The following is a 25,624-nucleotide window of genomic DNA, read 5'->3' on the forward strand; positions in this document are numbered from 1 at the left end:
GGCTCCGCGCCTGCATCGGCGTTCTGGTGCTCTGAACAGACCTAATACCCTGTACGGCGTGCATGACGGGGTGACAGTGCTGAGCGCGGCGGAGTGGCGTGCCCGCCGTGACGCGCACATCGCCCGGGTCAGCCCGTGGACCCGCGAGCACCGCGCGCGGCGGATCCGCGGGCAGAAGCACCCGGTGATCGACTTTCTTTTCACCTACTACTCGTTCCGCCCGGCGCGGCTGGAGCGGTGGCACCCCGGGCCGGACGTGGTGCTGACCGATGCGGACGAGTACCTGGAATGGGCCGGGTACACCGAGGTCGGCGGCGGGGTCGGGCTCGATCCGAAGGCGTTCACCGACGCACGGCGGCGGACGGCGGAGTTCGTGCTCGCACTGCTCACCGCGACCGCGTCGCGCCCGCCGCGGCTCGGGTGTTTCGGCCTGCACGAGTGGGCGATGGTCTACCGCACCACTCCCGAGGAGGTTCGCCATACCGGGTGGTCGCTGCGGCTGGGCCATGACGGCACCGACCAGGTCGTGGAGTCCTCGCGGATCGGGTGCAGCCATTTCGACGCGTTCCGGTTCTTCACCCCGCCCGCGCGGCCGCTGAACGCATTGCAGCCCACGCGGGAGTCGCAGATCGCGCTGGAGCAGCCGGGCTGTCTCCACGCGAACATGGACTTGTTCAAGCACAGCTACAAGCTCGCGCCGTTCACGCCGAGCGATCTGGTGGCGGACTGCTTCGAGCTGGCCGCCGACGTGCGTGAGCTGGACATGCGGGCCAGCCCGTACGATCTGGCGGAGCTCGGCTACCAGCCCGTTCGGATCGAGACGCCGGAGGGCCGCGCCGAGTACGTGAAGGCTCAGGCCGAGTTCGCCGAGCGCGCCGCGCCGCTGCGCCGGGCACTGGTCCGGCTCTGCGAGCGGTTGCTCCGGTTGCCAGACATGAGCATTCCTCCATTGGCGCAGACTGGTAACACGTTGTCCACCTAGCGTCACATTTCTTGACGGACTGCCTTCACCTGTTAGCGTGGATAGGACGACCGGGCTTCTCTGTCGGGGCGATGTAGCCCGGCGCCGACTACGGTGAGGAATCGCGAGCCAGGCGCTGGAAAGGGACGTCGCTCATGGGTCGACACCGCGCGGAACTGCTGACAACCCGGCGCGGGGTGGCGTTGTGGCCGATCATGGTCGTCGCCGTCGTCGCCGTGGTGGGCCTGGGCTGGTTCGCCTGGGACTACGTCAGCGGCGTCGTCGACCGGCGCGCCTCGGCCGGCAGCGAGGGCTGCTCCGAGGGGGACGCGACCCTGCGCGTCGCGGTCGCACCCTCCGTCGCCGAGCCGGTGCAACAGGCCGCGACGGCGTGGGCGGCGCAGCGACCGGTCGTGCTCAACCACTGCGTCCAGGTCGAGGTCCAGGCCATGGACTCCGCGACCACGCTGCAGAACCTCAGCCAGGGCTGGGACCAGGGCAAGCTCGGCCCTGCGCCGTCGGCGTGGCTGCCGGAGTCGACCCTGTGGGTCAACCAGCTCAAGGCCGCCAACGCCGCGCTGATCGGCTCCAACCCGGAGTCGGTCGCGACCAGCCCCGTGCTGCTGGCCGTGCCGGAGGCCGCAGGGACGGCGATGCTCTCCGGCAGCTCCTTCCGCTGGTCCGACCTGCCCGAGCTGGCCTCGGCCGAGGACGGGTGGAGCCGCTTCCAGAAGCCGGAGTGGGGCGGGCTGACGCTGACCATCCCGGACCCGGCGCGCAACCCGGCGAGCGCGCTGGCGATCCAGTCGGCGCTCGCGGGCGCCAGCGCGCAGGGCCGGGGCCCGGTCACCACGGAGATGCTGGCCTCCCAGCAGGTCAAGGACACGATGCAGCGGCTGGCGACGGCCAACACCGCCAAGCCCCCCGCGACCACACTGGACGCCCTGGTCGAGCTCGGCAAGGTCGAGGACATCGCGAAGGCGTCCTTCGAGGCGGTCCCGGTCTTCGAGGCCGACCTGTACCGCCGCAACGTGGGCAAGGACGGCGCGGCCACCTCGGCGCGCCCGCTGGCCGGGGTGCAGGCGGGCGGGCCGAACCCGACCGCCGACTACCCGTTCATCGCGCTGTCCGGCGACCTGGCCAACGACGTGCAGGTGCGCGCGGCCCAGCGGTTCAGCAACTTCCTCAAGGAGCCGGACCAGCAGCGGCTGCTCGCGCAGCAGTCCGGGGTGCGGGTGTCGGCGACCCAGGAGCGGCCGAACCCGGCGCCGGGCATCCGCTGGGCGGCCACGCCGGAGGCGCTGGAGCCCGCCGACGCCGACAGCACACAGCAGATCTCCGCGGCGTGGGCCTCCGCGGGTGAGGGCGCCCAGGCCGTGACGGTGCTCGTGGACGTGTCCCGCTCGATGACGCAGGACGGCGGCGATGGCCAGTCGCGGATGACGTGGCTGAAGAAGTCGCTGCGCGGTCAGGTGGAGCGCTCCGTCGGCGGGTCGTTCGGGCTGTGGGAGTTCTCCCGGTCCCTCGACGGCACCAAGCCCTACCGGCAGCTGGCGCCGACGAAGGCGGTCTCGCAGCAGCGGGACGCGCTGCTGGACGCGGTCGCCGAGCTGAAGCCGACCAGCGCGACGCAGATGTACACCAGCGTGCTCGCCGTCTACCGCTCGGCGCTGGAGAACTACCAGCGGGGCAGGGCGAACCGGATCGTGGTGGTCACCGACGGCCCCAACGACGGCGGGATCAGCCTGCAGCAGCTGCAGTCGGAGCTGAACCGGCTGCGCGATCCCGACAAACCGATCTCGATCAGTTTCGTCGCGTTCGCCGGCGAGGTCGAGCGGGCGCCGCTGAACCAGATCGCCAGGGCCAACGGCGGCACGGTGTCGGTCGCCGCCACGGGGAAGGCGCTCGACCCGGCGCTCGGCCAGCTGTTGTCCGGGAGCCGCTGAACGCCCGTGGTGGAATGACCGCCATGGAATCGGTTCTGCGTGCCGCGTCGGCGTTGCTGGGCACCACCGTCTCGGCCCCCGCCGACCTCGGTGGCTCCGCTCGGTCCACCGTGCTCCGGTGCGCGACCGGTGACGGCGGCAGCGTGATCGTCAAGGCGTACAAGGAGGAGCCGGAGGCCCTGCGCTGCTTCACCGCCGAGGCGGCCGGGCTGGCGCTGGGCGCGGGATCGGGGCCGAGGCTGCTCGCGGTCGACACCGCGTTCCCGTTGCTGGTGATGGAGGACCTCGGCACGGCGCCGACGCTGGCCGACGTGCTGCTCGGGGACTCCGCCGACGCGGCCCGCGCGGCGCTGCTGGCGTGGGCGGGCGCGTACGGGCGGCTCGCGGCGGAGACCATCGGCCGCGAGGACGAGCTCGCCGCGCTGCGCTCCCGCCACGACCGGGGGAACCAGCGGTGGGAGGCCGATCCCTGGCCGGCCGAGGCGGTCGCCGGGCTGCCGGAAGCGCTCGGGGTCATCGCCCCGGACGGGTTGGAGGCGGAGACCGCGTCGATCCTGCGGCTGCCCGACTACCCGGTCTACTCCCCCGGTGACATCTGCCCGGACAACAACCTGCTCTTCGGCGACCGGGTGCGCCTGCTGGACTTCGAGGGCGCGAACTACCACTCGGTGTTCATCGACGCGGTCTACACCAGGATGCCGTTCTCCTCGTGCTGGTGCGTTTTCCGCCTGCCGCGCGAGGTTCAGGCCGAGGTCGAGTCGGCCTACCGCGCGGAGGTGGCGAAGGGCCACCCGGAGCTGCTCGACGACGACGTGTGGCGCGAGGGCATGCGGCTGGGCATGGTCGCGTGGACGCTCGACGCGACGTCCGCGCTCGTGCGGCGGGTGCTCACCGAGGACCGGATGCTGCACCGGACACGGCGGCCGGTGCCGACGATCCGCCAGTTGCTGCGCTACCGCTGGGAGAGCCTGCTCCCGGAGGTTCCGGACATGCCAGCGACCGCGGAGCTGATGCGGCGGCTGCTGGCCGCGACGGAGAAGTGGGACGTGCCGTCAATGCCGTCGTATCCGGCGTTCGGCGGCTGAGAGCGGGGGTTTGCCCCACCCGGGCTCGGAGGCGCGCACCAGCGAGTTCTTCCATGTGCGCCAGCAGGATCGACGGTGTTGCGATCCTGCTGAGCCTGGGAGATCCGATGCGCGCTGTGGCGACGGCGTTACGCTGGCACCGTCCCCTGATGATCATGGCTGTGGCGATGGCGGCGCTGACCGTCGTCTCGGCGGTGGGACTGCTCGTCGACGACCGCGTCCTCACCGGGGCGCCGGTGTGGTTGAAGCCGTTGAAGTTCGGGGTCTCCGCGACGGTCTACGCGGGCACGCTGGGCTGGCTGCTGTCGCTGCAACGGCGCGGCAGGCGGTGGGGCTGGTGGCTGGGCACGGCGGTCGCGGTGACGTTGAGCGTGGACATCGCGATCGTGGTCTTCCAGGCCGCGCGTGCCCGCCTGAGCCACTACAACCGCGAGGAGGGCATCAACCAGCTGCTCCAGCCGATCTTCGGCAGGAGTACCCAGGTGATGCTCGTGGCCGTCGTGCTGCTGTCGATCCAGCTGTCGCTGCGCAACCACCTCGACCGTCCGATGACGTTGGCGGTCCGCGGTGGCCTTGCGGTGGCGTTCCTGGGGATGTGCACCGGATTCCTGATGATCTTCAACGCGCAGCCCGGCCAGCTGGAGGCCGTGAAGGCGGGCACCGGCACCGCCGTCGGCGGCCACAGCGTCGGCGTGCCCGACGGCGGTCCCGGCATGCCGCTGACCAACTGGAGCACCACCGGCGGCGACCTCCGCATCGGACACTTCGTCGGCCTGCACGCGTTACAACTGTTGCCGCTGCTGGCTTTCGCGCTGGCCGCACTGTCCACAAAGGTCATCGCACTGCGCGACGAGCGCACTCGGACCCGCTTGGTGCTCGTCGGTTCCGGCGCCTACCTGGGGCTCTTCATCCTCGTTGTGTGGCAGGCATTGCGCGGCCAGCCCCTGCTCGCACCGGATCTGCTGACGCTCGGCGCGGCGGGCGGACTGTCACTCGCCACGGTCTTCGCAGCGTTCGGCGCGCTGGGTGCGCGGCAGCGCGCGAAGGAGCCCGTGCGGGTCGCGCACCACTGACGCCGTTCCAGGTTCCACGGGATTCGTCGTGGTCCAAGCGGTTCCGGTGACACCCGTCTCCGCCTCACGGCCAGAGGCCAGCCGGACGCGCCGCTCCGTAGGATGGGATTCAGGCGGCACGACATGAAGGGGGACGTCATGACGGAGCGCAAGCCCGCGGGGACCTCGTTCGAGACCTGGATCGACCAGCAGGTGCGCGAGGCCGAGGAACGCGGGGAGATGACCAACCTGCCTGGCCACGGCAAGCCGATCCCCCATCGCACCGGCGGGACCCTGGAGTGGGTGGCGGAGAAGCTGCGCAAGGAGAACGTCGACACCTCCGCCTTGCTCCCGCCGTCGCTCGCGCTGGCCAAGGAGGTGGAGGACCTGCCGAAGCGGCTGGCGAAGGAGCGCTCCGAGGAAACCGTGCGCGAACTGCTGCTGGACCTCAACGAGCGGATCCGCAAGGCGCAGCTGGCCCCGCAGGTCGGCCCGCCCATGCGCACCCGCCAGGTCGACGTCGAGGCCACCATCGCCACCTGGCGCGCCACCACCAGCGGCTAGCGCCTGTCCCGCAAGTCGCCCCGATCCCCCGAAGCGGCACCACCCCCGCGCCTCCGTACCCCCGTGCGCTGGCTGGCGTGGTCGAGGTTTTCGCGTTTTGTCACCTTATTGCGCAAGAAAGCGCTCCCAAATCGCGTTAAGGCTACAAAACGCGAAATGAGGGGCATGCGAGTGAGGGTGCCAGGGGTGGCGAGGTGGTGCTACCACTTGCAGGACAGGCGCTAGCAGCGCGCTCCCTCTCACGGGGGAGCCGCTCTCCTCGCTCTGGGGAGTGGTGCCCGGCGCGCGGCCCCTACCGTCGCAGGCATGGTTGATCCTGGTCGCTCACGACGTTGGCCGGCGTACGCGGTGGCGGTGCTGTTCCTCGGTTATGCCGTGGGGAAGGCAGCTTTCGCCCTGCAGGCCCGGCTCGGGTTCCCGGGCGGCCCGCCCGTGTCGGTTACCGAGACCGAGAGCTACTTCATGGACGCGGCGACCGCGCAGTGGTTCGCCAGCGCCTCCGGTGTGGTGGGCGCGTGCGTCGCCATCGCCACCGTCACGGCGCTGGGGCGCAGGGTGCCGAGAACGTTGATGCTGCTCGTGCTGGCCGGGATGCTGCTGGCCGTCGGCGGCGGCGCGGGGGTCATGATCCTGGACGCGTTCGTCGGCATCGGCGTGGGCTGGCAGTGGCACCATGGCGTCCTCGGAATCCTGGCGCTCGGCTTGTTCCTGGAGATGACCCGCTCCTACGCAACGTCCACGAGACCTGTCGCGGTTGGGCGCGTGGACCACTAACGGGAGGAACGGGGTGCGGGGTGGGGCGCCACCGAAGGGGTGGCGCCCCACCGAGGGGTCAGGACAGGATCTCCAGCACGGTGCCCGCGCCGACGGTCCGGCCGCCCTCGCGGATCGCGAAGCCCAGGCCCTCGGCCATCGCGACCGGCTTGCCCAGCTCGACGGTGAGCTCCACCGAGTCACCGGGCAGCACGAACTGCCCCTCCTCCAGCTCAACAACACCGACAACGTCGCTGGTGCGGAAGTGGAACTGGGGCCGGTAGTTCGTGCCGAACGGCGTGCGCCTGCCGCCCTCCTCGGCGGAGAGCACGTAGACGCTCGCCCGGAACCGCGTGTGCGGCTGGACGCTGCCGGGCAGGCAGACCACCTGGCCGCGGCGGACGTCGTCCCTGCGCACACCGCGCAGCAGCAACGCCGCGTTGTCCCCGGCCTCGGCCCTCGGCAGCGACTTGCCGAAGGTCTCGATGCCGGTGCACACGCTGGTCACCGTCGGCCCGAGCCCGACCACCTCGACCGCGTCGCCGACGCCGACAACGCCCTGCTCCACCGCGCCGGTGACCACGGTCCCGCGGCCGGTGATGGTCAGGATGTTCTCGATGGGCATGAGGAACGGCCGGTCCAGGTGCCGCACCGGCTCCGGGACGTAGCTGTCCACCGCGTCGAGCAGCTCGACCACGCTCGGCGTCCACGCCGGGTCGCCCTCCAGCGCCCGCAACGCGGAGACCCGCACGATCGGGACCTCCTCGCCGGGGAAGCCGTAGGTGGACAGCAGCTCGCGCAGCTCAAGCTCCACCAGGTCCAGCAGCTCGGGGTCGTCCACCGCGTCGGCCTTGTTCATCGCCACCACGATGTGCGAGACCCCGATCCGGCGGGCGAGCACCACGTGCTCGCGGGTCTGCGGCATCGTGCCGTCCTGCGCGGAGACCACCAGGATCGCCCCGTCCAGCTGCGCGGCACCGGTGATCATGTTCTTCACGTAGTCGGCGTGACCCGGCATGTCCACGTGGGCGTAGTGCCTGGTCTCGGTCTCGTACTCGACGTGGGCGATGTTGATGGTGATGCCGCGCGCGATCTCCTCCGGGGCCTTGTCGATGCCGTCGAAGGCGACGTAGCGGGTGCTGCCGTCGCGCTCGGCGAGCACCTTGGTGATCGCGGCGGTCAGCGTGGTCTTGCCGTGGTCGACGTGCCCCATCGTGCCGATGTTGAGGTGGGGCTTGGTCCGCAGGTGCTCCTGCTTGCTCATGGCTGTTCCTTGGCGTGGCGGGCCGTCCGGCCCGCGTCGGGCGTGCTGAGACAAGGCTGAACCCTCACCTCGCGTGAGGGTCAAGAACCTGGGCGCGCGCGGTCCCCCGTCGCGGGGTCCCGCGGGAGCCGACACCCTCCTCCGTGGTTCTTGGCAGAGGGGAGGAGGGTCAGCTTCGGGCGCCGGCCAGCGTCGCCGAGACGGCCGCGAGCGCGCCCGGCAGGCATGCGCCTGCCAGCGTCGCGAGATCGGCCGTCGTGAACATGGCGTCAGGGTGACACCCCGGGATCGGGGCTGTCACGGGGTTTTTCCGGAGAGTCCTCAGTGGACGGTCGGGGCCAGCGCCAGCGCCAGCCGCTCCGACTCGACCCGAACGCCGTCCTCGTCCAGTGCGCGGACCCGGTCGGCGGGCAGCTCGACCGTGGTGCCGTCGGGGCCGGCCAGCCGGAGGTCGACCCCGTCCTCACGGCGGCGCAGCCAGGACAGCACGGCCGATGCGAGCACCGCGGTGGCGCCGTCGGTGTCCGTCGCGACGACCAGCACGTCCAGCACCGCGCCCGGCCCGCTGCCGTCGCGGGACTGGTGGCCGAGGTGCAACGGCCCGCGCAGCTCACCGGTCTCCACCAGCCACCCCCGCAGCGAGCGCAGGCTGTCGGTGGTGCCGTTGCCGCGCGCGGAGATCGTCACTGCCCGCTGATCACCCATCAGGGCAACGTAACACCGCGCGCAACACCCCCGGTCAGGTCTGGGTCAGCGACTCCCGGACGTGGTCGACCAGGTCCAGCTCGACGGCGCGCGCGGGCGGCAGCCACACGCACTCGTCGTGCTCGTCCGGGTTGAGCACGACCTCGGTGTGCCCGTCGTCGGCGACCCGGTACACCCGGGCGTGGATGCGCAGCGGGCGGCCTTCCACGTCCATCCAGGTGTGCCTGCTCCGCTCGCCGACCACCCGCACCGACAGGCCGGTCTCCTCCGCGGCCTCGCGGACCGCGGCGGCCTCCTGCGGTTCACCCGGCTCGACCGTGCCGCCAGGTAGCTCCCATCTGCCGCCAAGGAACCCCTTGGCACTGCGGCGGATGAACAGAACCGCGTCACCGCGCTCGATCCAGCAGTACACCAGGTGCTTCTCCGCGAAGTCGGTCACCGGTGCATCCTCGCAAACCCCGGTCCACCCTGACGACCGGTCACGTCGGCGGCCCGTCAGCCCCCCGCTCCGCGAGGTCGTCGATGGCGCCGGCCAGCTCGGACAAGGCAGGCAGCGCGGCGGCCAGCAGGTGCTGCCAGCCGGGGTGCAGCGTGTCCACGGCGGCGCTCAGCACGGCGACGTTGACCGAGTGCCACCTGGTGACGGCGTCCGTGCCGGGCTCGGTGAGCGTCAGGTGCACGGTGCGCCGATCGGCGCAGCCGGAGCTGCGCGAGATCAGCCCCCGCGCGCGCAGGCCGTTGGCCAGGGTGGTGACGGAGTTCGGCGCCAGCTTCAGCATCCGCGCCAGCTGACCGGGCCGGGCACCGGGGTGCTCGGCGAGGCAGGACAGCAGCTCCAGCTGGGCGACGGAGAGGGTGTTGCCGGGGTCGGCGCCGCGAGCCGCGCGCCGCATCGCCCGCCGCAGCCGCGCGACCACGTCGGCCAGCGCCGTGTCGACGCCGGCCGCCGCATCCGGCCCGTTGCCCACCGGGCCATGTCTACCACCCCGGCGGGCGCTGGGGTACGCCGTCCGGACACGCACCGCAGTCATGTGCCCACCCTCCCGGGCGGAAATGATCACGCGATCGACGCACGGGTGTTCTGCGCCCCGGCACCGCTTGGTTAGGTCGATCGGGAAGTGCCCTGTCCCGTGAAGGAAAGGAGCTTCCCGTGCGACGACTCGCGCAGGTCCTCGTCGCGGCGACCGTCCTACTAGGACTGTCCGCCCCTCCGCCCGCGTCCGCCGACCCGGAGCCACGGATCGTCGGCGGCACGGAGGTCAAGGCGAACCGCTACCCGTGGATGGTCGCGATCATCGACGCGGGCCGCAGAACCCAGTTCTGCGGTGGTTCCCTGGTCAACAGCAGGTGGGTGGTGACCGCGGCGCACTGCCTGACCGGCAGGCGGGCCGACGGCGTGCTGGTGGCGCTCGGCGCGAACGACTGGCGGCAGCCGGTCCGACTCGCGGCGGCGTCGCGGCTGGTCAGCCATCCCGGGTACGTCGACCCCAAGGTCAACAAGGCGAGCAGGCTCACCAGCGACATCGGCATGATCGAGCTGGCCGAGGAGATCCCCCTCAACGACCGCCGCATCCAGACGATCGCGCTGCCCCAGCCGGGCACCGGCTTCGCCAGCGCGGTCGCCTCGGGCTGGGGCATGACCACCTACCAGGGCAAAGCCTCGGTGAAGCTGCTGGAGGTGCCGCTGCTGAACCAGGACCTCCTCTGCACCCGGCTGTACCCGCTGCTGCGGCTGACCTTCGACCCGAGGGTGCAGACCTGTGCGGCGGCGCCCGGCAAGGACGTGTGCAAGGGCGACTCCGGCGGACCGCTGATGGCGGCGATCGCCGGGCGGATGTACCTGGTCGGCACCGTGTCGTGGGGCGTGGTGTGCGGGGACCAGAGCAGACCCGCCGTGTACACCAAGGTCTCCGCGTTCGTGGACTGGATCAAGGGCACCGCGCGGACCGGCAGGTGGCAACGCGATCCCGGGATCCCCAACCCCTGAGCCCCCTCCGGTGCGGTTCACTGACGGGATGGACATCGTCGACGCCTGGTCACAGCACCCCACCGAACGCTTCATGGCAGCGCCGTGGCTGGCGACGCTGCTGCGCTGGACCCGCCAGGAGGGCCTGGCGGCGATGCCGGTCCAGGCCACCGTGGACGCCATGGACGAGGCCGGGATCAGCCTCGCGCTGATGTCCGCCTGGCACGCCCCCACCGGCTCGCTGATCTCCAACGACGAGGTCGCCGAGCTGGTGGCGGCCCGCCCGGACCGGTTCCGCGGCGTGGCCACGGTGGACCTCACCGACCCGATGGGCGCGGTCCGCGAGATCCGCCGCTGCGTCACCGAGCTCGGCTTCGTCGGCGTCCGCGTGGTGCCGTGGCTGTGGAACCTGCCGCCCAACGACCGCCGCTACTACCCGGTGTACGTGGCCTGCGTGGAGCTCGGCGTGCCGTTCTGCACCCAGATCGGCCACACCGGCCCGCTGTGCCCGTCGGAGCCAGGACGGCCCATCCCGTACCTGGACGAGGTGCTGCTGGACTTCCCGGAGCTGGTGGTGGTCGGCGGGCACGTCGGCTACCCGTGGATCCACGAGGTCCTGTCCCTGGCCACGAAGTACCCGAACTTCCACGTGGACACCTCGGCCTACGCCCTGCACCGCCTGCCCGCCGACCTGGTGGGGTTCCTGCGCGGCCGGGGCCGGTCCCGGGTGCTGTTCGGCACGAACTGGCCGATGATCAGCCCGGCCCGCTGCCTCGCCCGGCTGGACGAGCTGGGCCTGGACGACGAGGCACGCGGCCTGTTCCTGGCCGGCAACGCCCGCAGGCTGTTCCGACTGTCCTGACACCGTCCACAAAGGACAAACGAGGAAATTCGGCTGCGGCAAAGGCTTGCGGCGCGTACAAATCCTGCCATGAGACACAGCCAACCCCGCTTCGCCGAGATCGCCGAGCGCGGCACGATCCTGCTCAGCCAGGTGGGGTCGGGCGTGCACGGAACCGCCATCGCCGGGACCGACGACCGCGATGAGATGGGCATCTGCGTCGAACCTCCGGAGTACGTCATCGGACTCCAGCGGTTCGACCAGTACATCTTCCGCACCCAGCCCGAGGGCAGCCGGTCCGGGCCGGGTGATCTCGACCTGGTCGTCTACTCGCTGCGGAAGTGGCTTCGCCTTGCGCTGCAAGGGAACCCGACCGTCCTGCTGTCGTTGTTCGTTCCCGAGGACGAGATCGTGCGGATCACCGACCTCGGCCGGGAGCTGCGGGCGCGGCCGGAGCTGGTCGTCTCGCGCCAGGCCGGGCAGAAGTTCCTCGGCTACCTGCGCTCGCAGCGCAGGCGGATGGCGACCGGGGACCGCGCGGTGAAGCACGCGATGCACATGGTGCGCCTGGGTCTGCAGGGCGTCGAGCTGCTGGAGACCGGGCGGATCACGCTGCCCGTGCCCGAACCGTGGCGCACCTGGCTGGTGGACCTGCGCCTGGGCAGGCACGAGATCACCGAGGCGGTGGAGATCGCCGCCGGGCTGGAGGACGAGCTGGCGCGGCTGGTCACCAGCTCGTCCCTGCCAGAGCGCCCCGACACCGCGCTCGCCGACAAGTGGCTCATCGACGCCTACCACCGGGCGTGGGACGAGCTCTACTGAACCCGCGCTGGCCGCCGTTCCTCGGCGGCGGCCAGCGCGACCGCCAGTACCAGGTACGGCGCCGCGAACATCGCGAAGATCGCGCCGTGCGACATCCCGGCGGAAGCGGCGGCGTAGCCCGCGTAGAGCAGCACCGTCAGCACCCCGGACCCCAGGCCGGCCAACGAGGTCACCGTCGCCCGGCTCGGCCCGGCGATGGCATCCTGCAAGCGCGCGTCGATCACCACACTCGCCAGCCGGAACGCGCAGAATCCCGCCGCCACGACGAGAAAGCCGGAGAGCGCGCCGAACAGCGATCCCGCGGCGAGCGCGAGCGCACCCACCACCAGCAGGCCCGCGACCCCCTTCGCGCCGAGCCGCTCCCCGAAGGGCGCGAGGAGTCCGCCGCACGTCACGCCCAGCCACACCAGCAGCATGACCCACGGAACCGCGGTCGGTGCCGCCCCCTTCTCCAGCGCGAGCATCGGGACGTACTCCTCAAGCGCGTCCCACACCCCCATCACCAGCGGCAGCACCAGCAAGGCGCGGCGAACGGCAGGATCGACGCGCACCTCACGCACTCCGGCGCGCAGAGTGGCGAGGTAACCCGGCTGGTCGTCGGCATCGGCGCGCTCCCGGTGCTCGGGGAAGAACAACGCGATCGCCGCCGCCACCATGCAGGCGAGAACACTCGCGATACCAACGGTGTGATAGCCACCGAGCGCCAGCACCGGTCCGGCGACGACCATCGCGGTCACGATCCCGAACTCGCTCGCAGCCCTCGCCCTGCCCATGACCCGCGCGTAGCGGTCAGCGGCGCCGACGCGCTCAAGCTCTTCGTAGACAAGGGCTTCGAGCGACCCGGAGGTCAAGGCGCTCTCGACGCCCCACAGCACGAACCCGACGAGGAAAGCCCAGTACGACGGGAAAGCCACCCAGAGCGCGAAGCCCGCCCCGGCGAACAGCGGGCCGAGCGCGAGCAGCCACCGGCGGGAGAAGGTGTCCGCCCACGCGCCGGACGGGACCTCCAGCACGATCCCCGTGACGCTCCAGACGACGAACAGCGAGGAGATCTCGGGAACGGAGAGGCCGGTGTCGACGAACAACAGGGAGTACACCGGGTAGAGCAGCACGAGGTGACTCGTGAACATGTAGGCGTACAACGTGCCGGGCAGTCTGCGGGCACGCGAAGGGGGTGCGGTCATTGAGGTCTTCCCAGGAGGAGGGGCACGGACACGGGCACACGGCCGCGTCCGGCGGTCCTCGGGGACCTCGGCTACCGGATCAATGTCGCCAGCTCATGCGGGGAGAGTAGCCCCTCCCCGCATGAGCCGGCCAGGAGAATCAGTCGCCGTAGGCGCTCAGCGGCGGGCAGGAGCAGACCAGGTTGCGGTCGCCCTTGGCCCCGTCGATGCGCCGGACCGGCGGCCAGATCTTCGGCGCGCCGGTGCCGACCGGGTAGACGGCCTCGGCCCGGGTGTACGGGTGCGACCACTCGCCGGTCAGGCACTCCGCGGTGTGCGGGGCGTTGCGCAGCGGGTTGTCGTCCGCCGGCCACTCGCCGGAACCGACCCGGTCGATCTCGGCCTTGATGGAGATCATGGCGTCGCAGAAGCGGTCCAGCTCCGCAAGGTCCTCGCTCTCGGTCGGCTCGACCATCAGCGTGCCCGCGACCGGGAACGACATGGTCGGCGCGTGCATGCCGTAGTCGGCGAGGCGCTTGGCGACGTCGTCCACGGTCACGCCGGTGGTCTTGGTGATCGGCCGCAGGTCGAGGATGCACTCGTGGGCGACGAACCCATCCTCACCGGTGTAGAGCACCGGGAAGTGCTCGTCGAGCCGCCGCGCCACGTAGTTGGCCGCCGCGACCGCGGTCAGGGTGGCCCGGCGAAGGCCGTCGCCGCCCATCATCCGCACGTAGGCCCAGGAGATCGGCAGGATCGACGCGCTGCCCCACGGGGCCGCCGAGATCGGGCCGACGCCGGTGGCCGGACCGGCGGTGGGCTGCAACGGGTGGTTGGGCAGGAACGGCGCGAGGTGCGCGCGCACGCCGATCGGGCCGACACCGGGACCGCCACCGCCGTGCGGGATGCAGAAGGTCTTGTGCAGGTTCAGGTGCGAGACGTCGGAGCCGAACTTGCCCATGCGCGCCAAGCCGATCAGCGCGTTGAGGTTCGCTCCGTCCACGTAGACCTGGCCGCCGGCGTCGTGCACCAGGGCGCAGACCTCGCGCACCGTGTCCTCGTACACGCCGTGCGTGGACGGGTAGGTGATCATGATGGCCGACAGGTCGTCGCGGTGTTCGTCCACAGTGGACCGCAGGTGGTCCATGTCGATGTTGCCGTTGTCGTCGCAGCGGACCACGACGACCCGCATGCCCGCCATGACCGCGCTCGCCGCGTTGGTTCCGTGCGCGCTGGAGGGGATCAGGCAGACCTCGCGCGCCTGCTGGCCCTGGCTGCGGTGGTAGGCGCGGATCGCCAGCAGACCGGCGAACTCGCCCTGGCTGCCCGCGTTGGGCTGCAGGCTCACCGCGTCGTAGCCGGTGACCTCGGCCAGCCAGCCCTCCAGGTCGGAGAGCAGGCCGGTGTAGCCGGCGGCGTCGGAGATCGGCGCGAACGGGTGCACCTCGGCGAAGCCGGGCCAGGTGATCGGCTCCATCTCGGCGGTCGCGTTGAGCTTCATGGTGCAGGAGCCCAGCGGGATCATGCTGCGGTCCAGCGCGACGTCCTTGTCCGACAACGAGCGCAGGTACCGCAGCAGCGCGGTCTCCGACCGGTGCGTGTGGAACACCGGGTGGGTCAGGTACTCCGAGGTGCGCCGGAACTCGGCGGGGATCGCGTCCGCGGTGTCCGCGTCCAGGACGTCCACGTCGGAGACGACGACGCCGAACGCCTTCCACACCAGCGAAAGGTGCTCGCGGGTGGTGGTCTCGTCGCAGGCGATGCCGACGTGGTCGGTGTCGACGAGCCGCAGGTTCACACCGAGCTCGCGGGCGGTGGAGACGATCTCCGCGGCGCGGCCGGGGACCTTGGCGAGCACGGTGTCGAAGAACTCGCCGTGCACGACCTCGACGTTGTTCTCGCACAGCCCGGCGGCGAGCACGGTGGCCATCCGGTGCGCACGGGTGGCGATGTTCCGCAGGCCGTCGGGGCCGTGGTAGACCGCGTACATCGACGCGATCACCGCGAGCAGCACCTGCGCCGTGCAGATGTTGCTGGTGGCCTTCTCCCGGCGGATGTGCTGCTCGCGGGTCTGCAGGGCCAGGCGGTAGGCCGGATTGCCGTCGGCGTCCACGCTCACCCCGACCAGGCGGCCGGGCAGCTGGCGCTCAAGCCCCTTGCGGACGGCCATGTAGCCGGCGTGCGGGCCGCCGAAGCCCATCGGGACGCCGAAGCGCTGCGAGGTGCCGACGACGACGTCCGCGCCCTGCTCGCCCGGAGCGCGCAGCAGCGTCAGCGCCAGCAGGTCGGCGGCGACGGCGACGAGCGCGCCCTGCGCGTGCGCCTCCTCGATGACCGAGGTGTGGTCGCGCACCACGCCGGAAGCACCCGGGTAGGACAGCAGCACGCCGAAGTAGTCGCCACCGAGGCCCAGGCCCTCGATGCCCTGCGACAGGTCGGCGACGACGACCTCGATGCCCAGCGGCTCGGCGCGCGTCTCGACCACCGCGAGGGTCTGCGGCAGGGTGTCGGCGTCCACGACGAACTTCGCCGACTTCGAGCGGCCCGCGCGGCGCAGCAGCGTCATGGCCTCGGCGGCGGCGGTGCCCTCGTCCAGCATCGACGCGTTGGCCACGTCCATGCCGGTCAGGTCGGCGACCATGGTCTGGAAGTTCAGCAGCGCCTCAAGGCGGCCCTGCGAGATCTCCGGCTGGTACGGCGTGTACGCGGTGTACCAGGCCGGGCTCTCCAGCACGTTGCGGCGGATCACCGGCGGGGTGATCGTGCCGTAGTAGCCGAGGCCGATCATCTGCACCGCCAGCCGGTTGCGCCCGGCCAGCTCGCGCAGCTCCGCGAGCGCCTGCGCCTCGGTGGCCGGGGCGGGCAGGTCCAGGCTCAGGTCGCGCTCGTGGATGCTCGACGGCACCGCGCGCTGGGCCAGCTCCTCCAGCGAGCCGACGCCGACCACGTCCAGCATCCTGGCCAGCTCGGCGGGCCGGGGACCGACGTGGCGGTCGGCGAACGGGGTGCCGTGCTCCAGCGCGGCGAGCGGGATGCGGTCGGGGGTGGGCTGCGTCATGCGTCTCTCGCCTCCGGCAAGGGGTTCAGGGCGCGCGGCCGGGCGGCTGCCCGGTGGGGCCCTCCCCCTCTGTCCGTGCCCGGGACCGGGCGCCTGAGAGCTTCGCCCGGGGCTCCGGGCTTGCACCGTCGGCGGGGCTCGGCCCGCGCTGGGACACACGGGCACGCCCACTTTCCAGAGGCGTCTGCCCACGCGGTCCTGGGTGCCTGAGAGGTTCCGGGGAGGAGTTGCTCCTTCGGCGCCGGTCTCCGGCCGGTGCACTACCCGGCCGTCACGGTCTCTCCCGCGTGGGATCAGCGACTACGCGCGGATCCTACCTGGCGCGCTGCGCCGTTCCGGTGAAGTGTGACGCCCCGCTCCCCGTGTCGCGCCCTGTCCGCTCGTCGCGCCTGGGAGCGCTCCGCCCGCGCCGGGGTCAGCCGATGCGGCGGGCGCGGCGCTGGGAGAGCTCGTCGGGGGTCTCCGGCAGCCATTCGCCTCCGTCGGCCCGCTCGGCGGGGAAGGCGTGGATGGTGCCGCTGATCTCCCGCATGGCGCCGCTGACCGCGATGCCGAAGACGCCCTGCCCGCCCTGGAGCAGGTCGACGACCTCCTCCGGCGAGGTGCACTCGTAGACGGTGGTGCCGTCGCTGAACAACGTGATCCTGGCCAGGTCCTGCACGCCGCGGCTGCGCAGGTGCTCGACGGCGACCCTGATGTTCTGCAGCGAGACCCCGGTGTCCAGCAGCCGCTTGACCACCTTGAGCACCAGGATGTCCTTGAACGAGTACAGCCGCTGGCTGCCGGAGCCGTGCGCGCTGCGTATGGTCGGCACCACCAGGTCGGTGCGGGCCCAGTAGTCCAGCTGCCGGTAGGTGATCCCGGCGATCTGGCACGCCGCGGGACCTCGGTAGCCGACCATCTCGTCAGGCAGGGCCATGTCAGGGAAGAGTTCGCCCTGCTCGCCAGCGCCCACCTGTATTGGCGCCTGTTCGCCCACGCCTGCCTCCCCTCGGCCGGCCAGCAGACCGGCGTCACCGGCTGTGTGGACCGATCCACCTCGGTCCGCCGGCCGCGGCACCCCGCCGGCGGAGTGCGCCGGAAGGACTCGCTCGCACTCGACGGTAGAACCGGCCAGGGGGGCGGTCAACGCGACGCGCGGGCAACAGGAACCCTCAACTCTGGGTTGAGGGTTCCTCCGGCGGTCTCCGCGACGGCATCCGGTCGCGGGAGCAAGATCGCGCCTAGCCTGGCACGACCCCGGTCAGCGCGCAGAGCAGGGAGGATCCGATGGACGGCAGCAGCCATCGAGTGAAATGTGCAGATGGTTGGTTGCATCTTCGACGGTGGGGTTCGGGGCCACCCGTCGTGCTGCTGCACGGGGCCGGGATGGACCTCCGGGTGTGGCGCGCCGTCGCCCCCATCCTCGCCCAGCGGCACACCGTGCACGCCTACGACGCGCGGGGCCTTGGTCACTCCCCCGCGCCGACCACGCCGTTCTCCGACACCGCCGACCTCGGCCACGTGCTCGGCCGCTTCGGCCTCGACGACGTCGCGCTGGTCGGGTTGAGCATGGGCGCGGAGACCGCCGTCGACTACGCGCTCACCGGCTCCCGGCGGGTGAGCGGGCTGGTCCTGGTCAATCCCGGGGTCGCGGGCCATCCGTGGCCGGACTCGCCGGAGCTGGCGGCCTACCGCGCCGCGCAGCGTGCGGGACGGGCGCGCGAGCTGGCCGAGCTGGAACTGCGGCTGTGGGCGCCCCTGGGCACCTCGGGCCCGGACGGAGCGCTGATCTCCTCGATCGTCTGGGACAACGCCGCCAGGCGGCTGGCCGCTCCCGGGCTGGCCGTCGCGGCGGACAGCGCGCTCGACCGGCTGGCGGATCTGCGTGGTGCGACGTTGGTGGTGCGCGGGGACCAGGACCGGCCGGAGATCACCGCGATGGCGGCGACCCTTGCCGACCGACTGCCCTCGGTGACCACGGAGGTGCTCACCGGGGCCGACCACTTCCTGCCCCTGCGCCGCCCCGAGGCCTTCGCGGACCGGGTCCTGTCGTTCCTCGCCCGGAGGGGCTGAGGCCGGTCCCGCTCAGCTCTCGGGAGCGGCGAAGTCCTCCGGGGAGACGTTGTCGAGGAACTCGCGGAACTTCTCCACCTCGTCCTCCTGCTCGTCCGGGATGACCAGGCCCGCCTCGGCGAGCACCGACTCCTCGGCGTGGATCGGCACGCCGATCCGCAGGGCCAGCGCCACCGAGTCGCTCGGCCGCGCGGAGACCCGCAGGTCCCCGTCGAAGACCAGCTCGGCGAAGAAGGTGCCCTCCTGCAGGTCGGTGATCCGCACCTGCTCCAGCTCACGGCCGAGCGCGCCGATCACATCCTTGAGCAGGTCGTGGGTCAGCGGCCGCGCCGGCCGCACCCCCTGCTGCTCCAGTGCGATGGCGGTGGCCTCCACCGAGCCGATCCAGATCGGCAGGTACCGATCGCCCTCGGTCTCGCGCAGCAGCAGGATCGGCTGGTTGTGGGGCAGTTCGACCCGCACCCCGACGACGCGCATCTCGCTCATCGGATCTCGCCTCCTCCAGTGCTCTCCACGTCTGAAAAACCCTCGCCCGCCCGAGGATCCCGCACCGGTGCCGCCGACGCTACCCGCGATATGGCTGGCACGCTTGTCCGTTGATCCCCTTGACCACCAGGATTTACCTTTCCTGGCACATGTTTTCGAAGTCCTGGGCGCCACCCGGCCTCAGGGGCCCGCGACGGCGCGCAGGCCGACCTTGACCAACATCGTGTGCAGTGTCACCGACAACGCGGCGAGCCTGCCCAGTATTTCCTCGGCCCGTTCCCGCGCCTGCGGGTCCCGCTGGCGCAGCACGGGGGCCACGATCTGCTCCAGCAGCCCGACCTCGCGGTCGGCCGAGGAGCGGAACGCGCGCAGGTGCCTCGGCTCGATGCCGAAGTCGGTCATCGCCTTGGCCGTCCGCGCGATCAGCACCGCTTCCGGGTCGTAGAAGCCCGCCGCGCCCGGACGGACCAGCCCGTACTGCTCCAGCTCACCGAGCAGGGCCTCCCCGACACCGGCGGCGTCGAGGAACTCCTCCCTGGTCAGCCTGCGCTGCCGCGCCTCGGCGCCGAGCTCGACGGGCTGCGCTGGGGAGTCCTCCGCCGCGGGCACCCTCGGCACCACCGACAGCGGTGCGGCGGTGGCCGACTCGGGGTCGGCCCCCCGGTCCGCCGCGTCCAGCTGCTCCTTGATCACCTTCAACGGCAGGTAGTGATCCCGTTGCGCGACAAGGACGAACCGCAGCCGCTCGATGTCGGCGGCGGAGAACTGGCGGTAGCCGGAGGACGTGCGCGCCGGACGGACCAGCCCCTCCGACTCCAGGAATCGGATCTTGGAGATCGTCACCTCTGGGAACTCGGACCGGAGCTGCGCGAGCACCGCTCCGATGCTCGAGCCACCCCCGTGGGACCGTCCGGCCGCCGCCGTCATCGTGGACGTGCCCTCAGCTGTTCGGACCCGTCAGGAAGACGAGCCTGAACTTGCCGATCTGCACCTCGTCGCCGTTGGCCAGCACCGCGGTGTCCACCGGGGCCCGGTTCACGTAGGTGCCGTTGAGGCTGCCCACGTCGACCACGACGAAGTCCGCGCCCTCACGGCGGAACTCCGCGTGCCGCCGGGAGACCGTGACGTCGTCGAGGAAGATGTCGCTGTCGGGGTGCCGTCCCGCGCTGGTGGTGTCCCGGTCGAGCAGGAACCGCGAGCCCGCGTTGGGACCGCGCTTGACCACCAGCAGCGCCGAACCGGCAGGCAGGGCTTCGACACCCGAGACCGCGGGTTCGGGCGCAGGAGGCGCCTCGGCGCCCTCAACGTCAGCGAGGAAGTCGGCGCGGAAGACCGAAGTCTGTTCCGGCGCCCGCTCCGGCGGGACGCCGCCGGGCCCGTCGTTCTGGCTCACCTGAGCTCTCCTCGTCCTGGATGAATCCTGCGAAGTGTCGGTCAAACCTACCGTGCCGCTCTCGCCTGGCCCGGTGTGGCTCCTCCGCTTGCCGAACAGCCGTCGAAAGATCGCTATCACGCTTCGCCGATCAGCCTTCGTTGATCTTCCCACGGTACCCGGCCGCGTCGAGCAGCCCGTCGACCGCGGACGGGTCGTCGAGCTTGAGCTCCACCAGCCAGCCATCGCCGTAGGCGTCGGTGTTGATGGTCTCCGGAGCGGTCACCACGGCCTCGTTGATCGTGACGACCTCGCCGGCGAGCGGGGCGTAGATGTCCGAGACGCTCTTGGTGGACTCCACCTCGCCGAGCACGTCCTCGGCCGCGACCTTCTTGCCGACCTCGGGCAACTGCACGAAGACCACGTCACCCAGCTGCTGCTGGGCGAAGTCGGTGATGCCGATCCGCACGACGCCCTCACCCGTGCGGGCGATCCACTCGTGCTGCTCTGTGTACCTCAAGTCCTCGGGAACCACCGAGCGTTCTCCTCCCGTCCCGTACGCAAACCGGCTCGCGACTGTCAACCGGCCGGGCGAGCGTATTTGTGGCTCCGCTCGGGCCGCAAGGCGGTGATCTCCACACGGTCGCTCTGCACGACACGGGAGCCACCACCGGCCCTTTCCACGGAGTCCACGACGCCGCCGGGGATGTTCAGCGCTTGTGCAAGCGTAGGGGGGTCACCGACAGCGACGATCACGTAGGGCGCCGACAGGTCCACCGAATCCAAACGAATGCGCCCCGCGGCGCCGGTGAACGCCGAGTCGACGCCGATCCGCACCCCAGCGACCTGCACCGCCTCGGCTCCGGCCGCGCGCAGCTCCTGCAGCGCGTCCAGCAGCGTCTCCGGCCCGACCTTGCCCCGGGGGTCGGTGATCTCCACCCGAACGCCGGGCCCGGTGGCGGGCACGGTCCCGGCCAGCACGCCGAGCGCCGTGGCCTTGCGCCTGGCCTCCTCCAGCGCCGCCGTTGAGCCCGCCCCGCTCTCGCGCAACCGCCGCAGTGTGGCCTCGGAGTCGGCGATCTCCTTGTGCAGCGCGGCCTCCCGCTGGCGCAGCCCGTCCAGCAGCACGACGAGGTCCTGCGGCCGCTGGTCGGCGAGGGTGTCCCCGGCCCTGGTCCGGCGCACCTGGGTGACCAGCGCCACGCCCAGCGCGAGGCACAGCACCGCGATCAGCGCGCCGGAGAGCAGCCGGTGCTGCGGCGCGCGCTCCCGTTCCGACCCGGTCACGGCTCAGGCCTTGAACAGGTGCCTGCGGATCGCCGACGCGTTGCCGAAGATCCGGATGCCGAAGACGACCACCACCGCCGTTGACAGCTGGCCACCGACGCCGAGCTCGTCGCCGAGCAGCACGATCAGCGCGGCGACCAGCACGTTCGAGACGAAGGAGACCACGAAGACCTTGGCGTCGAAGATGCCGTCCAGCCGGGCCCGCAGACCGCCGAGGACCGCGTCCAGCGCGGCCACAACGGCGATCGGCAGGTAGGGCTGGACCCAGTCGGGCACGGTCGGGTCCAGCCACAGGCCGAGCACGACTCCGACGGCGAGGGCGATCACGCCGATCACCGGTTACCTCCCGTGGTGCTGGGTGGGGCGGCGGGTGGGACACGGGGCGGGGCGGTGGGTGAGACACCGGGCGGGGCGGTGGGCGGGACACCGGGCGGGGCGATCGGCGCGGCCGGGGCCACGGCGATCCTCGGCTCGGCGGCGGTCGCGGCGGGCAGGCGCAGCTCGGCGACGCGCTCGACGGCGAAGGTGGTGCCGTAGAGCTGGGTGAAGGTGGCGAAGCGGCCGTGGCCGTCGCTGCCGACGAAGCGGGTCTCCAGCTCTTCGGGGTTGCCGATCGCCTCCAGCACGTAGGGCTGGCTGACCGGGCGGTTGTCCACCAGCATGCCGCCCGCCTGGCGCACCGTCGCGCGGGGCTGGAGCCGGTGGCCGCCGACCGCGACCGCCTCGGCCCCGCTCGCCCACAGCGAGTTGACCAGCAGCTGGAGGTCGCGGTCGAGGATGTTCTCCCGCGAGCGGGTGCCGCGCCGCTCCGGCGGGTCGCCGACGGTCACCCGCAGGCCGGGCCCGGTGACCGCGACGGCGGCGGTGGCGCGTTCGAGGCGGGCGAGCTCGTCGAGCACGGCGCGGCCCTGGCCGTCCCCGGCGAGCGCGGCGGTGCGCGCCTCGTCGAGCCGCTTGGCCAGCTCCGCCGCGCGGCGGGCGAGCTCCTCGGTGTCGGCCCGCTCGGCGCGCACGCCCGCGACGAGGCCGCGCTTGGTCTCCTCCGCGCCCGGCTGGCGCTCGGCGGCGTTGACCGCCGCCACGCCCAGCACGGAGCCGAGCAGCAGCGCGCCAACGGCGAACCACACGCGCTGGGCCAGCCACGGCACGGGCTGACCGGCCCGCCTGCGGTGCGCGGCGGCGTAACCGGAGTCCAGGTGGTCGCCGAGGAGCTGGCGCAGCAGCGAGCTGCTCAGGTCGTAGCGCGGGCGCTCCGACCCCGGCGGCCGCTGGGCGTCAGGCACCGCCGAGCGCCCCTCCGACCTTGCCCTTGCGGATCGCGGCGGCCAGCTGGACCAGGTAGAGCACGCCCGCCCACAGGTAGAGCAGCACGCCCCAGATGGTGAAGCCGTAGGCGATCGGCCTGGCGATCTCCGCGGCCAGCGACGTGCCGTCGGCGGCCAGCAGGAACGGGAAGGCGTAGAGCAGCACGAAGGTGGCGGCCTTGCCGGTGTAGTGCACCTCGAAGGCCCCGTAGCCGTACCGGCGCAGCACCAGCAGGCTCAGCCCGAGCACCAGCTCCCTGCCGACCAGCACGGCGATCACCCACCACGGCAGGATCTCGCGGATGCCGAAGGCGATCAGCGTCGCCAGGATGTAGAGCCGGTCGGCGGCGGGGTCGAGCATCGCACCGAGCTTGCTGCCCTGGTTCAGCCAGCGCGCGAGCTTGCCGTCGAGCCAGTCGGTGAAACCGCCGACGGCGAGCACGATGATCGCGAGCAGGTCCTCCCGCGGCCCGAGGAGCAGCCACAGGAACAGCGGCACGCCCGCGAGGCGGAGCATGCTGAGGATGTTCGGGATGGTCCAGACGCGGTCGGACTGGGGCAGGTCCCCGTGCTCGGGGCCCGCGGTCACCGCTTCGCGTCCCACCCTGGACTCCTCACCGCTGGTGCAGCGCGGCGCAACGGTGGAGAACGGGGGCGGCGCGCCGCGTTCGCCGGGACCCGCTTCGCGGGGCCGAGCATGAGGTCGTCCCGCGGCGGCAAGCCTGCCACACGGCGGGACGCGCGGCGCGGGAGGCCGCTGGCGCGCCGGATGCCTGCTTACAGGCGGGTGCGGCTCCAGCCGCGGCGCTGCAGGTCGGCGTGGCTCATCAGGGTGGGACGGCCGCGGTCGTCGACACCGACCCAGCGGCTGCGGCCGTGACCGCCTTCGAGGACGTAGGCGTGACCGCCGCTCCAGACCACGCTGCACGGCGCGGTGGGCAGGCTGGCACCCCTGGTTGTGACCGGGTCGTCGGCGATCGCGGTGGCTGACTCGGCGCTCATGGCGGACTTGCTCCTTGGGTGACGGGCTCCCTGGTGGGTGCCTGTGGGTCCCTGGTGGTGTCGGCCGTCACCGTGGAGGTGTTAGCAGCGACACACGAATTGTGGACCGGCCGGGAACGGCGGGACCGCGTTTTCCGCCTGGCAGCGCCCACCGGACGAAGCGCGTCGCCCAGCAGCAGCGCGCGAAAAGTCGCGACGGTCACACGGATACCTGGAGGAGCGCCGTTCACCGATGACCAGCTGCCGGACGGCGTGGGTGGGCGTTCGGCCGGACCGATCAGCGCGGCCGAACGCCCGCTCGTCGCGGGCGAGCGACCGCGGCTCAGGCGGTCCAGGCGATGGGGGTCTTGCCGCTGCCTTCCAGCCGGTACAGCACGGAGGCGACCTCCTGGCCCTCGGGCAGCAGGTGGATGTCGCAGCCGGTGTACTCCTGGTCGGTGCTCCAGTCGCGCGGCACGGTGGGCATGGCGCACTTGTCGAGCTTGAGGCGGCTGCCGACGCCGAGCACGAGGATGCGGCTTCCCGCCCTGCCCGCCTTGTCCAGCACGCCGAACCGGGACGGGGTGGTCATGCTGCTGACCGAGCCCTCCATCCGGTTCACCATCTTGTAGTTGACGTAGTAGGGCACCTTGCCCGCCGAGGTCTTCTCCTCGATCTTCAGCCCGGCGGAGGCGAGCTCCTCGAAGCTGCCCTTCTCGACCTTCGTCGGGCTGACGCCGACGGTGTAGACCTTCGAGCCGGACTCGAACTCGACCACCCCCTCCTCGCCGAACTTGAGCGCGGCGCCCGCGGGGGTGAGCGGCTTGGTCGCCTTGCCAGCGGGCTCGGTCGGGGTCGGGGTGCGCGAGGTGCTGGTCGGCTTGGCGCTCGTCGGCGGCGGGCCGGGCATGGCGACCGGCTCGCCCACCTGGGCGGAGGCGCAGCCGGTCAGGACGAGCGCGGCGGCGGTGAGAGCGACCAGGGACCCCGTGTGCCGGGGGCGGAAGGCGGTCGTGGGCACTGGAGACTCCTCACGGCTGGGCATAAAAGTGCCGGGAACGGCACCACGCGGGGTTCGACCCCCGAACGGGTGACACCGTTCCCGGCAAGATGGTGACCGAGGTCACCTGTCCCTGCTCAGCTCTCCAGTTCCTGCAGCGCCTCCTCGGCGGCGGCCAGCTCGGCGCGCAGCGCCTCGACGCGTGCCTGGTGCCGCTCGCGGGCGGCAGCCAGCACGGACTCGATGGCCTCGGCGGCCTCCTCGTCCAGCGCCTTGGCGACCTGGCCGACCGCGGCCGGGGTGATCGGGGCGGGCTTGGACTTCTTCTTGCCGGAGAGGACCTCGATGGTCCACTCGCCCTCGGCGTTGGCGCTGATCGTCACCGTCAGCTCGGCCGAGGTGGGGGCGGCCTGCTTCTTGGCCGCGGGCTTGGCGGCCTTCGGCTTGGCGGGCGCCGGGGCCGGGGCCGGCTCGGCGGCGGAGGCCGGGGCGGCTGCGGTCTCGGCACCGGACTCCGACGCTCCGGCCGCGGCCGGGGCCTCGGCGGGGGTGGTGGCGGGTGCCTGCTGCTCGGTGGGAGCGGTCACCGTGTTGTCCTCTCGGTCGTGCGCGGTCGGGCTGGGGTTCCTGCGGGGCGGCTTGACCATGCTCACCTCGACCGGCGAGAAGGACAGCACGTCCATCGAGCCGGTCGGGCGGATCTGGATGAAGTCACCCTCGTCCGGATCCGTGAGGGCCATGATCTTGCCGGAACGCCCCTGTTCCACACCCACCGCGGCCTCGGTGAACCAGACGACCGGCAGACGCCCCGACTCGAGCTCGGAGCGAACGTGGGCGATGTCCTGCTCGGACAGACCCGACAGTGTGGATGTTGGGGGCATTGCCTCTCCTTGGTTCTCAGGGCGACGTCGTCGTACGGGCGTCTTCGCCGATGACGAGTGCCACGGCGCAGGATGCCG

The 25,624-nt window shown here is 71.8% G+C and carries 28 protein-coding genes and 1 riboswitch; of the genes, 10 read left to right on the forward strand and 18 right to left on the reverse strand.

Annotation, left to right across the window (positions count from 1 at the left end):
- Positions 1-58: 58 nt before the first annotated feature.
- From ACFFQA_RS08340 to ACFFQA_RS08365, 6 genes are all read left to right on the forward strand, one after another.
- Positions 59-982, forward strand: coding sequence for a 3-methyladenine DNA glycosylase (locus ACFFQA_RS08340; RefSeq protein ID WP_377851104.1), 924 nt, complete (start codon positions 59-61; stop codon positions 980-982).
- Positions 983-1,116: 134 nt separating this feature from the next.
- Positions 1,117-2,907 (forward strand): VWA domain-containing protein, encoded by a 1,791-nt coding sequence (locus ACFFQA_RS08345; protein ID WP_377851105.1) that lies wholly within the window; start codon positions 1,117-1,119, stop codon positions 2,905-2,907.
- A 23-nt stretch (positions 2,908-2,930) separates the two neighbouring features.
- Complete coding sequence (locus ACFFQA_RS08350; RefSeq protein WP_377851106.1) at positions 2,931-3,992, forward strand: hypothetical protein; 1,062 nt, start codon at positions 2,931-2,933, stop codon at positions 3,990-3,992.
- Positions 3,993-4,141: 149 nt separating this feature from the next.
- Positions 4,142-5,065, forward strand: a complete 924-nt coding sequence (locus ACFFQA_RS08355) for a hypothetical protein (protein ID WP_377851107.1) — start codon at positions 4,142-4,144, stop codon at positions 5,063-5,065.
- Between the two features lie 138 nt (positions 5,066-5,203).
- Positions 5,204-5,608: a DnaJ family domain-containing protein gene (locus ACFFQA_RS08360; RefSeq protein ID WP_377851108.1), complete on the forward strand. Its 405-nt coding sequence runs from the start codon at positions 5,204-5,206 to the stop codon at positions 5,606-5,608.
- Between the two features lie 306 nt (positions 5,609-5,914).
- A complete protein-coding gene (locus ACFFQA_RS08365; protein ID WP_377851109.1) occupies positions 5,915-6,382 on the forward strand; it encodes a hypothetical protein in 468 nt (155 codons plus the stop codon).
- A 58-nt stretch (positions 6,383-6,440) separates the two neighbouring features.
- On the opposite strand, the gene tuf is transcribed toward ACFFQA_RS08365, so the two are convergent.
- The 4 genes from tuf to ACFFQA_RS08385 form a co-directional block, all read right to left on the reverse strand.
- Positions 6,441-7,625, reverse strand: a complete 1,185-nt coding sequence (tuf, locus tag ACFFQA_RS08370; protein WP_377851110.1) for an elongation factor Tu — start codon at positions 7,623-7,625, stop codon at positions 6,441-6,443.
- A gap of 321 nt (positions 7,626-7,946) precedes the next feature.
- Positions 7,947-8,330, reverse strand: a complete 384-nt coding sequence (locus ACFFQA_RS08375; RefSeq protein ID WP_377851111.1) for an effector-associated constant component EACC1 — start codon at positions 8,328-8,330, stop codon at positions 7,947-7,949.
- Between the two features lie 34 nt (positions 8,331-8,364).
- Complete coding sequence (locus ACFFQA_RS08380) at positions 8,365-8,769, reverse strand: NUDIX domain-containing protein (RefSeq protein WP_377851112.1); 405 nt, start codon at positions 8,767-8,769, stop codon at positions 8,365-8,367.
- Positions 8,770-8,809: 40 nt separating this feature from the next.
- Complete coding sequence (locus tag ACFFQA_RS08385) at positions 8,810-9,361, reverse strand: MarR family winged helix-turn-helix transcriptional regulator (RefSeq protein ID WP_377851113.1); 552 nt, start codon at positions 9,359-9,361, stop codon at positions 8,810-8,812.
- A gap of 119 nt (positions 9,362-9,480) precedes the next feature.
- Here ACFFQA_RS08385 and ACFFQA_RS08390 point away from each other — a divergent pair, with 119 nt between their 5' ends.
- The 3 genes from ACFFQA_RS08390 (at position 9,481) to ACFFQA_RS08400 (ending at position 11,959) form a co-directional block, all read left to right on the forward strand.
- Positions 9,481-10,317 carry a serine protease gene (locus ACFFQA_RS08390; RefSeq protein ID WP_377851114.1) on the forward strand — a complete coding sequence of 279 codons (837 nt, stop codon included), beginning with the start codon at positions 9,481-9,483 and terminating at the stop codon, positions 10,315-10,317.
- Between the two features lie 28 nt (positions 10,318-10,345).
- Positions 10,346-11,158: an amidohydrolase family protein gene (locus tag ACFFQA_RS08395; protein ID WP_377851115.1), complete on the forward strand. Its 813-nt coding sequence runs from the start codon at positions 10,346-10,348 to the stop codon at positions 11,156-11,158.
- 69 nt (positions 11,159-11,227) lie between these two features.
- Positions 11,228-11,959: a nucleotidyltransferase domain-containing protein gene (locus tag ACFFQA_RS08400; protein WP_377851116.1), complete on the forward strand. Its 732-nt coding sequence runs from the start codon at positions 11,228-11,230 to the stop codon at positions 11,957-11,959.
- On the opposite strand, the gene ACFFQA_RS08405 is transcribed toward ACFFQA_RS08400, so the two are convergent.
- The 3 genes from ACFFQA_RS08405 to ACFFQA_RS08415 form a co-directional block, all read right to left on the reverse strand.
- On the reverse strand, positions 11,953-13,143 hold the full coding sequence (locus tag ACFFQA_RS08405) for an MFS transporter (RefSeq protein WP_377851117.1): 1,191 nt from the start codon (positions 13,141-13,143) through the stop codon (positions 11,953-11,955). The genes ACFFQA_RS08400 and ACFFQA_RS08405 overlap by 7 nt on opposite strands.
- Positions 13,144-13,282: 139 nt before the next feature.
- Complete coding sequence (gene gcvP, locus ACFFQA_RS08410; protein WP_377851118.1) at positions 13,283-16,180, reverse strand: aminomethyl-transferring glycine dehydrogenase; 2,898 nt, start codon at positions 16,178-16,180, stop codon at positions 13,283-13,285.
- Positions 16,181-16,363: 183 nt separating this feature from the next.
- A riboswitch (glycine riboswitch) is annotated at positions 16,364-16,476 on the reverse strand.
- 119 nt (positions 16,477-16,595) lie between these two features.
- Entirely contained in the window at positions 16,596-17,099 is a 504-nt protein-coding gene (locus ACFFQA_RS08415; protein ID WP_377851119.1) for a MerR family transcriptional regulator, read from the reverse strand.
- Positions 17,100-17,527: 428 nt separating this feature from the next.
- Between ACFFQA_RS08415 and ACFFQA_RS08420 the strand changes: the two genes are divergently transcribed.
- Positions 17,528-18,235, forward strand: coding sequence for an alpha/beta fold hydrolase (locus ACFFQA_RS08420; protein WP_377851120.1), 708 nt, complete (start codon positions 17,528-17,530; stop codon positions 18,233-18,235).
- Positions 18,236-18,247: 12 nt separating this feature from the next.
- Here ACFFQA_RS08420 and ACFFQA_RS08425 read toward each other — a convergent pair whose 3' ends face one another.
- From ACFFQA_RS08425 to ACFFQA_RS08475, 11 genes are all read right to left on the reverse strand, one after another.
- Positions 18,248-18,721 carry a bifunctional nuclease family protein gene (locus tag ACFFQA_RS08425; RefSeq protein ID WP_030429529.1) on the reverse strand — a complete coding sequence of 158 codons (474 nt, stop codon included), beginning with the start codon at positions 18,719-18,721 and terminating at the stop codon, positions 18,248-18,250.
- 180 nt (positions 18,722-18,901) lie between these two features.
- Positions 18,902-19,648 carry a transcriptional regulator FtsR gene (ftsR, locus tag ACFFQA_RS08430; RefSeq protein ID WP_377851121.1) on the reverse strand — a complete coding sequence of 249 codons (747 nt, stop codon included), beginning with the start codon at positions 19,646-19,648 and terminating at the stop codon, positions 18,902-18,904.
- Between the two features lie 13 nt (positions 19,649-19,661).
- Positions 19,662-20,114: a glycogen accumulation regulator GarA gene (gene garA / locus ACFFQA_RS08435; RefSeq protein ID WP_377851122.1), complete on the reverse strand. Its 453-nt coding sequence runs from the start codon at positions 20,112-20,114 to the stop codon at positions 19,662-19,664.
- Between the two features lie 130 nt (positions 20,115-20,244).
- Positions 20,245-20,628, reverse strand: coding sequence for a glycine cleavage system protein GcvH (gene gcvH / locus ACFFQA_RS08440; protein ID WP_377851123.1), 384 nt, complete (start codon positions 20,626-20,628; stop codon positions 20,245-20,247).
- Between the two features lie 44 nt (positions 20,629-20,672).
- Positions 20,673-21,380 carry a DUF881 domain-containing protein gene (locus ACFFQA_RS08445; protein WP_377851124.1) on the reverse strand — a complete coding sequence of 236 codons (708 nt, stop codon included), beginning with the start codon at positions 21,378-21,380 and terminating at the stop codon, positions 20,673-20,675.
- A gap of 3 nt (positions 21,381-21,383) precedes the next feature.
- The gene (locus ACFFQA_RS08450; RefSeq protein WP_377851125.1) at positions 21,384-21,716 is read right to left on the reverse strand and encodes a small basic family protein; all 333 of its coding nucleotides are present in this window, start codon (positions 21,714-21,716) and stop codon (positions 21,384-21,386) included.
- Positions 21,713-22,663, reverse strand: coding sequence for a DUF881 domain-containing protein (locus ACFFQA_RS08455; protein ID WP_377851126.1), 951 nt, complete (start codon positions 22,661-22,663; stop codon positions 21,713-21,715). The genes ACFFQA_RS08450 and ACFFQA_RS08455 overlap by 4 nt, the downstream gene beginning before the upstream one ends.
- Positions 22,656-23,288: a cardiolipin synthase ClsA gene (clsA, locus tag ACFFQA_RS08460; RefSeq protein ID WP_377851127.1), complete on the reverse strand. Its 633-nt coding sequence runs from the start codon at positions 23,286-23,288 to the stop codon at positions 22,656-22,658. The genes ACFFQA_RS08455 and clsA overlap by 8 nt, the downstream gene beginning before the upstream one ends.
- A gap of 173 nt (positions 23,289-23,461) precedes the next feature.
- The gene (locus tag ACFFQA_RS08465) at positions 23,462-23,686 is read right to left on the reverse strand and encodes a hypothetical protein (protein ID WP_377851128.1); all 225 of its coding nucleotides are present in this window, start codon (positions 23,684-23,686) and stop codon (positions 23,462-23,464) included.
- A gap of 322 nt (positions 23,687-24,008) precedes the next feature.
- On the reverse strand, positions 24,009-24,686 hold the full coding sequence (locus tag ACFFQA_RS08470) for a hypothetical protein (RefSeq protein WP_377851129.1): 678 nt from the start codon (positions 24,684-24,686) through the stop codon (positions 24,009-24,011).
- Positions 24,687-24,802: 116 nt separating this feature from the next.
- Positions 24,803-25,546, reverse strand: coding sequence for a DUF6319 family protein (locus tag ACFFQA_RS08475; RefSeq protein WP_377851130.1), 744 nt, complete (start codon positions 25,544-25,546; stop codon positions 24,803-24,805).
- Positions 25,547-25,624 lie beyond the last annotated feature (78 nt).

It is taken from the genome of Allokutzneria oryzae, from assembly GCF_042429765.1.
Taxonomy (GTDB): domain Bacteria; phylum Actinomycetota; class Actinomycetes; order Mycobacteriales; family Pseudonocardiaceae; genus Allokutzneria; species Allokutzneria oryzae.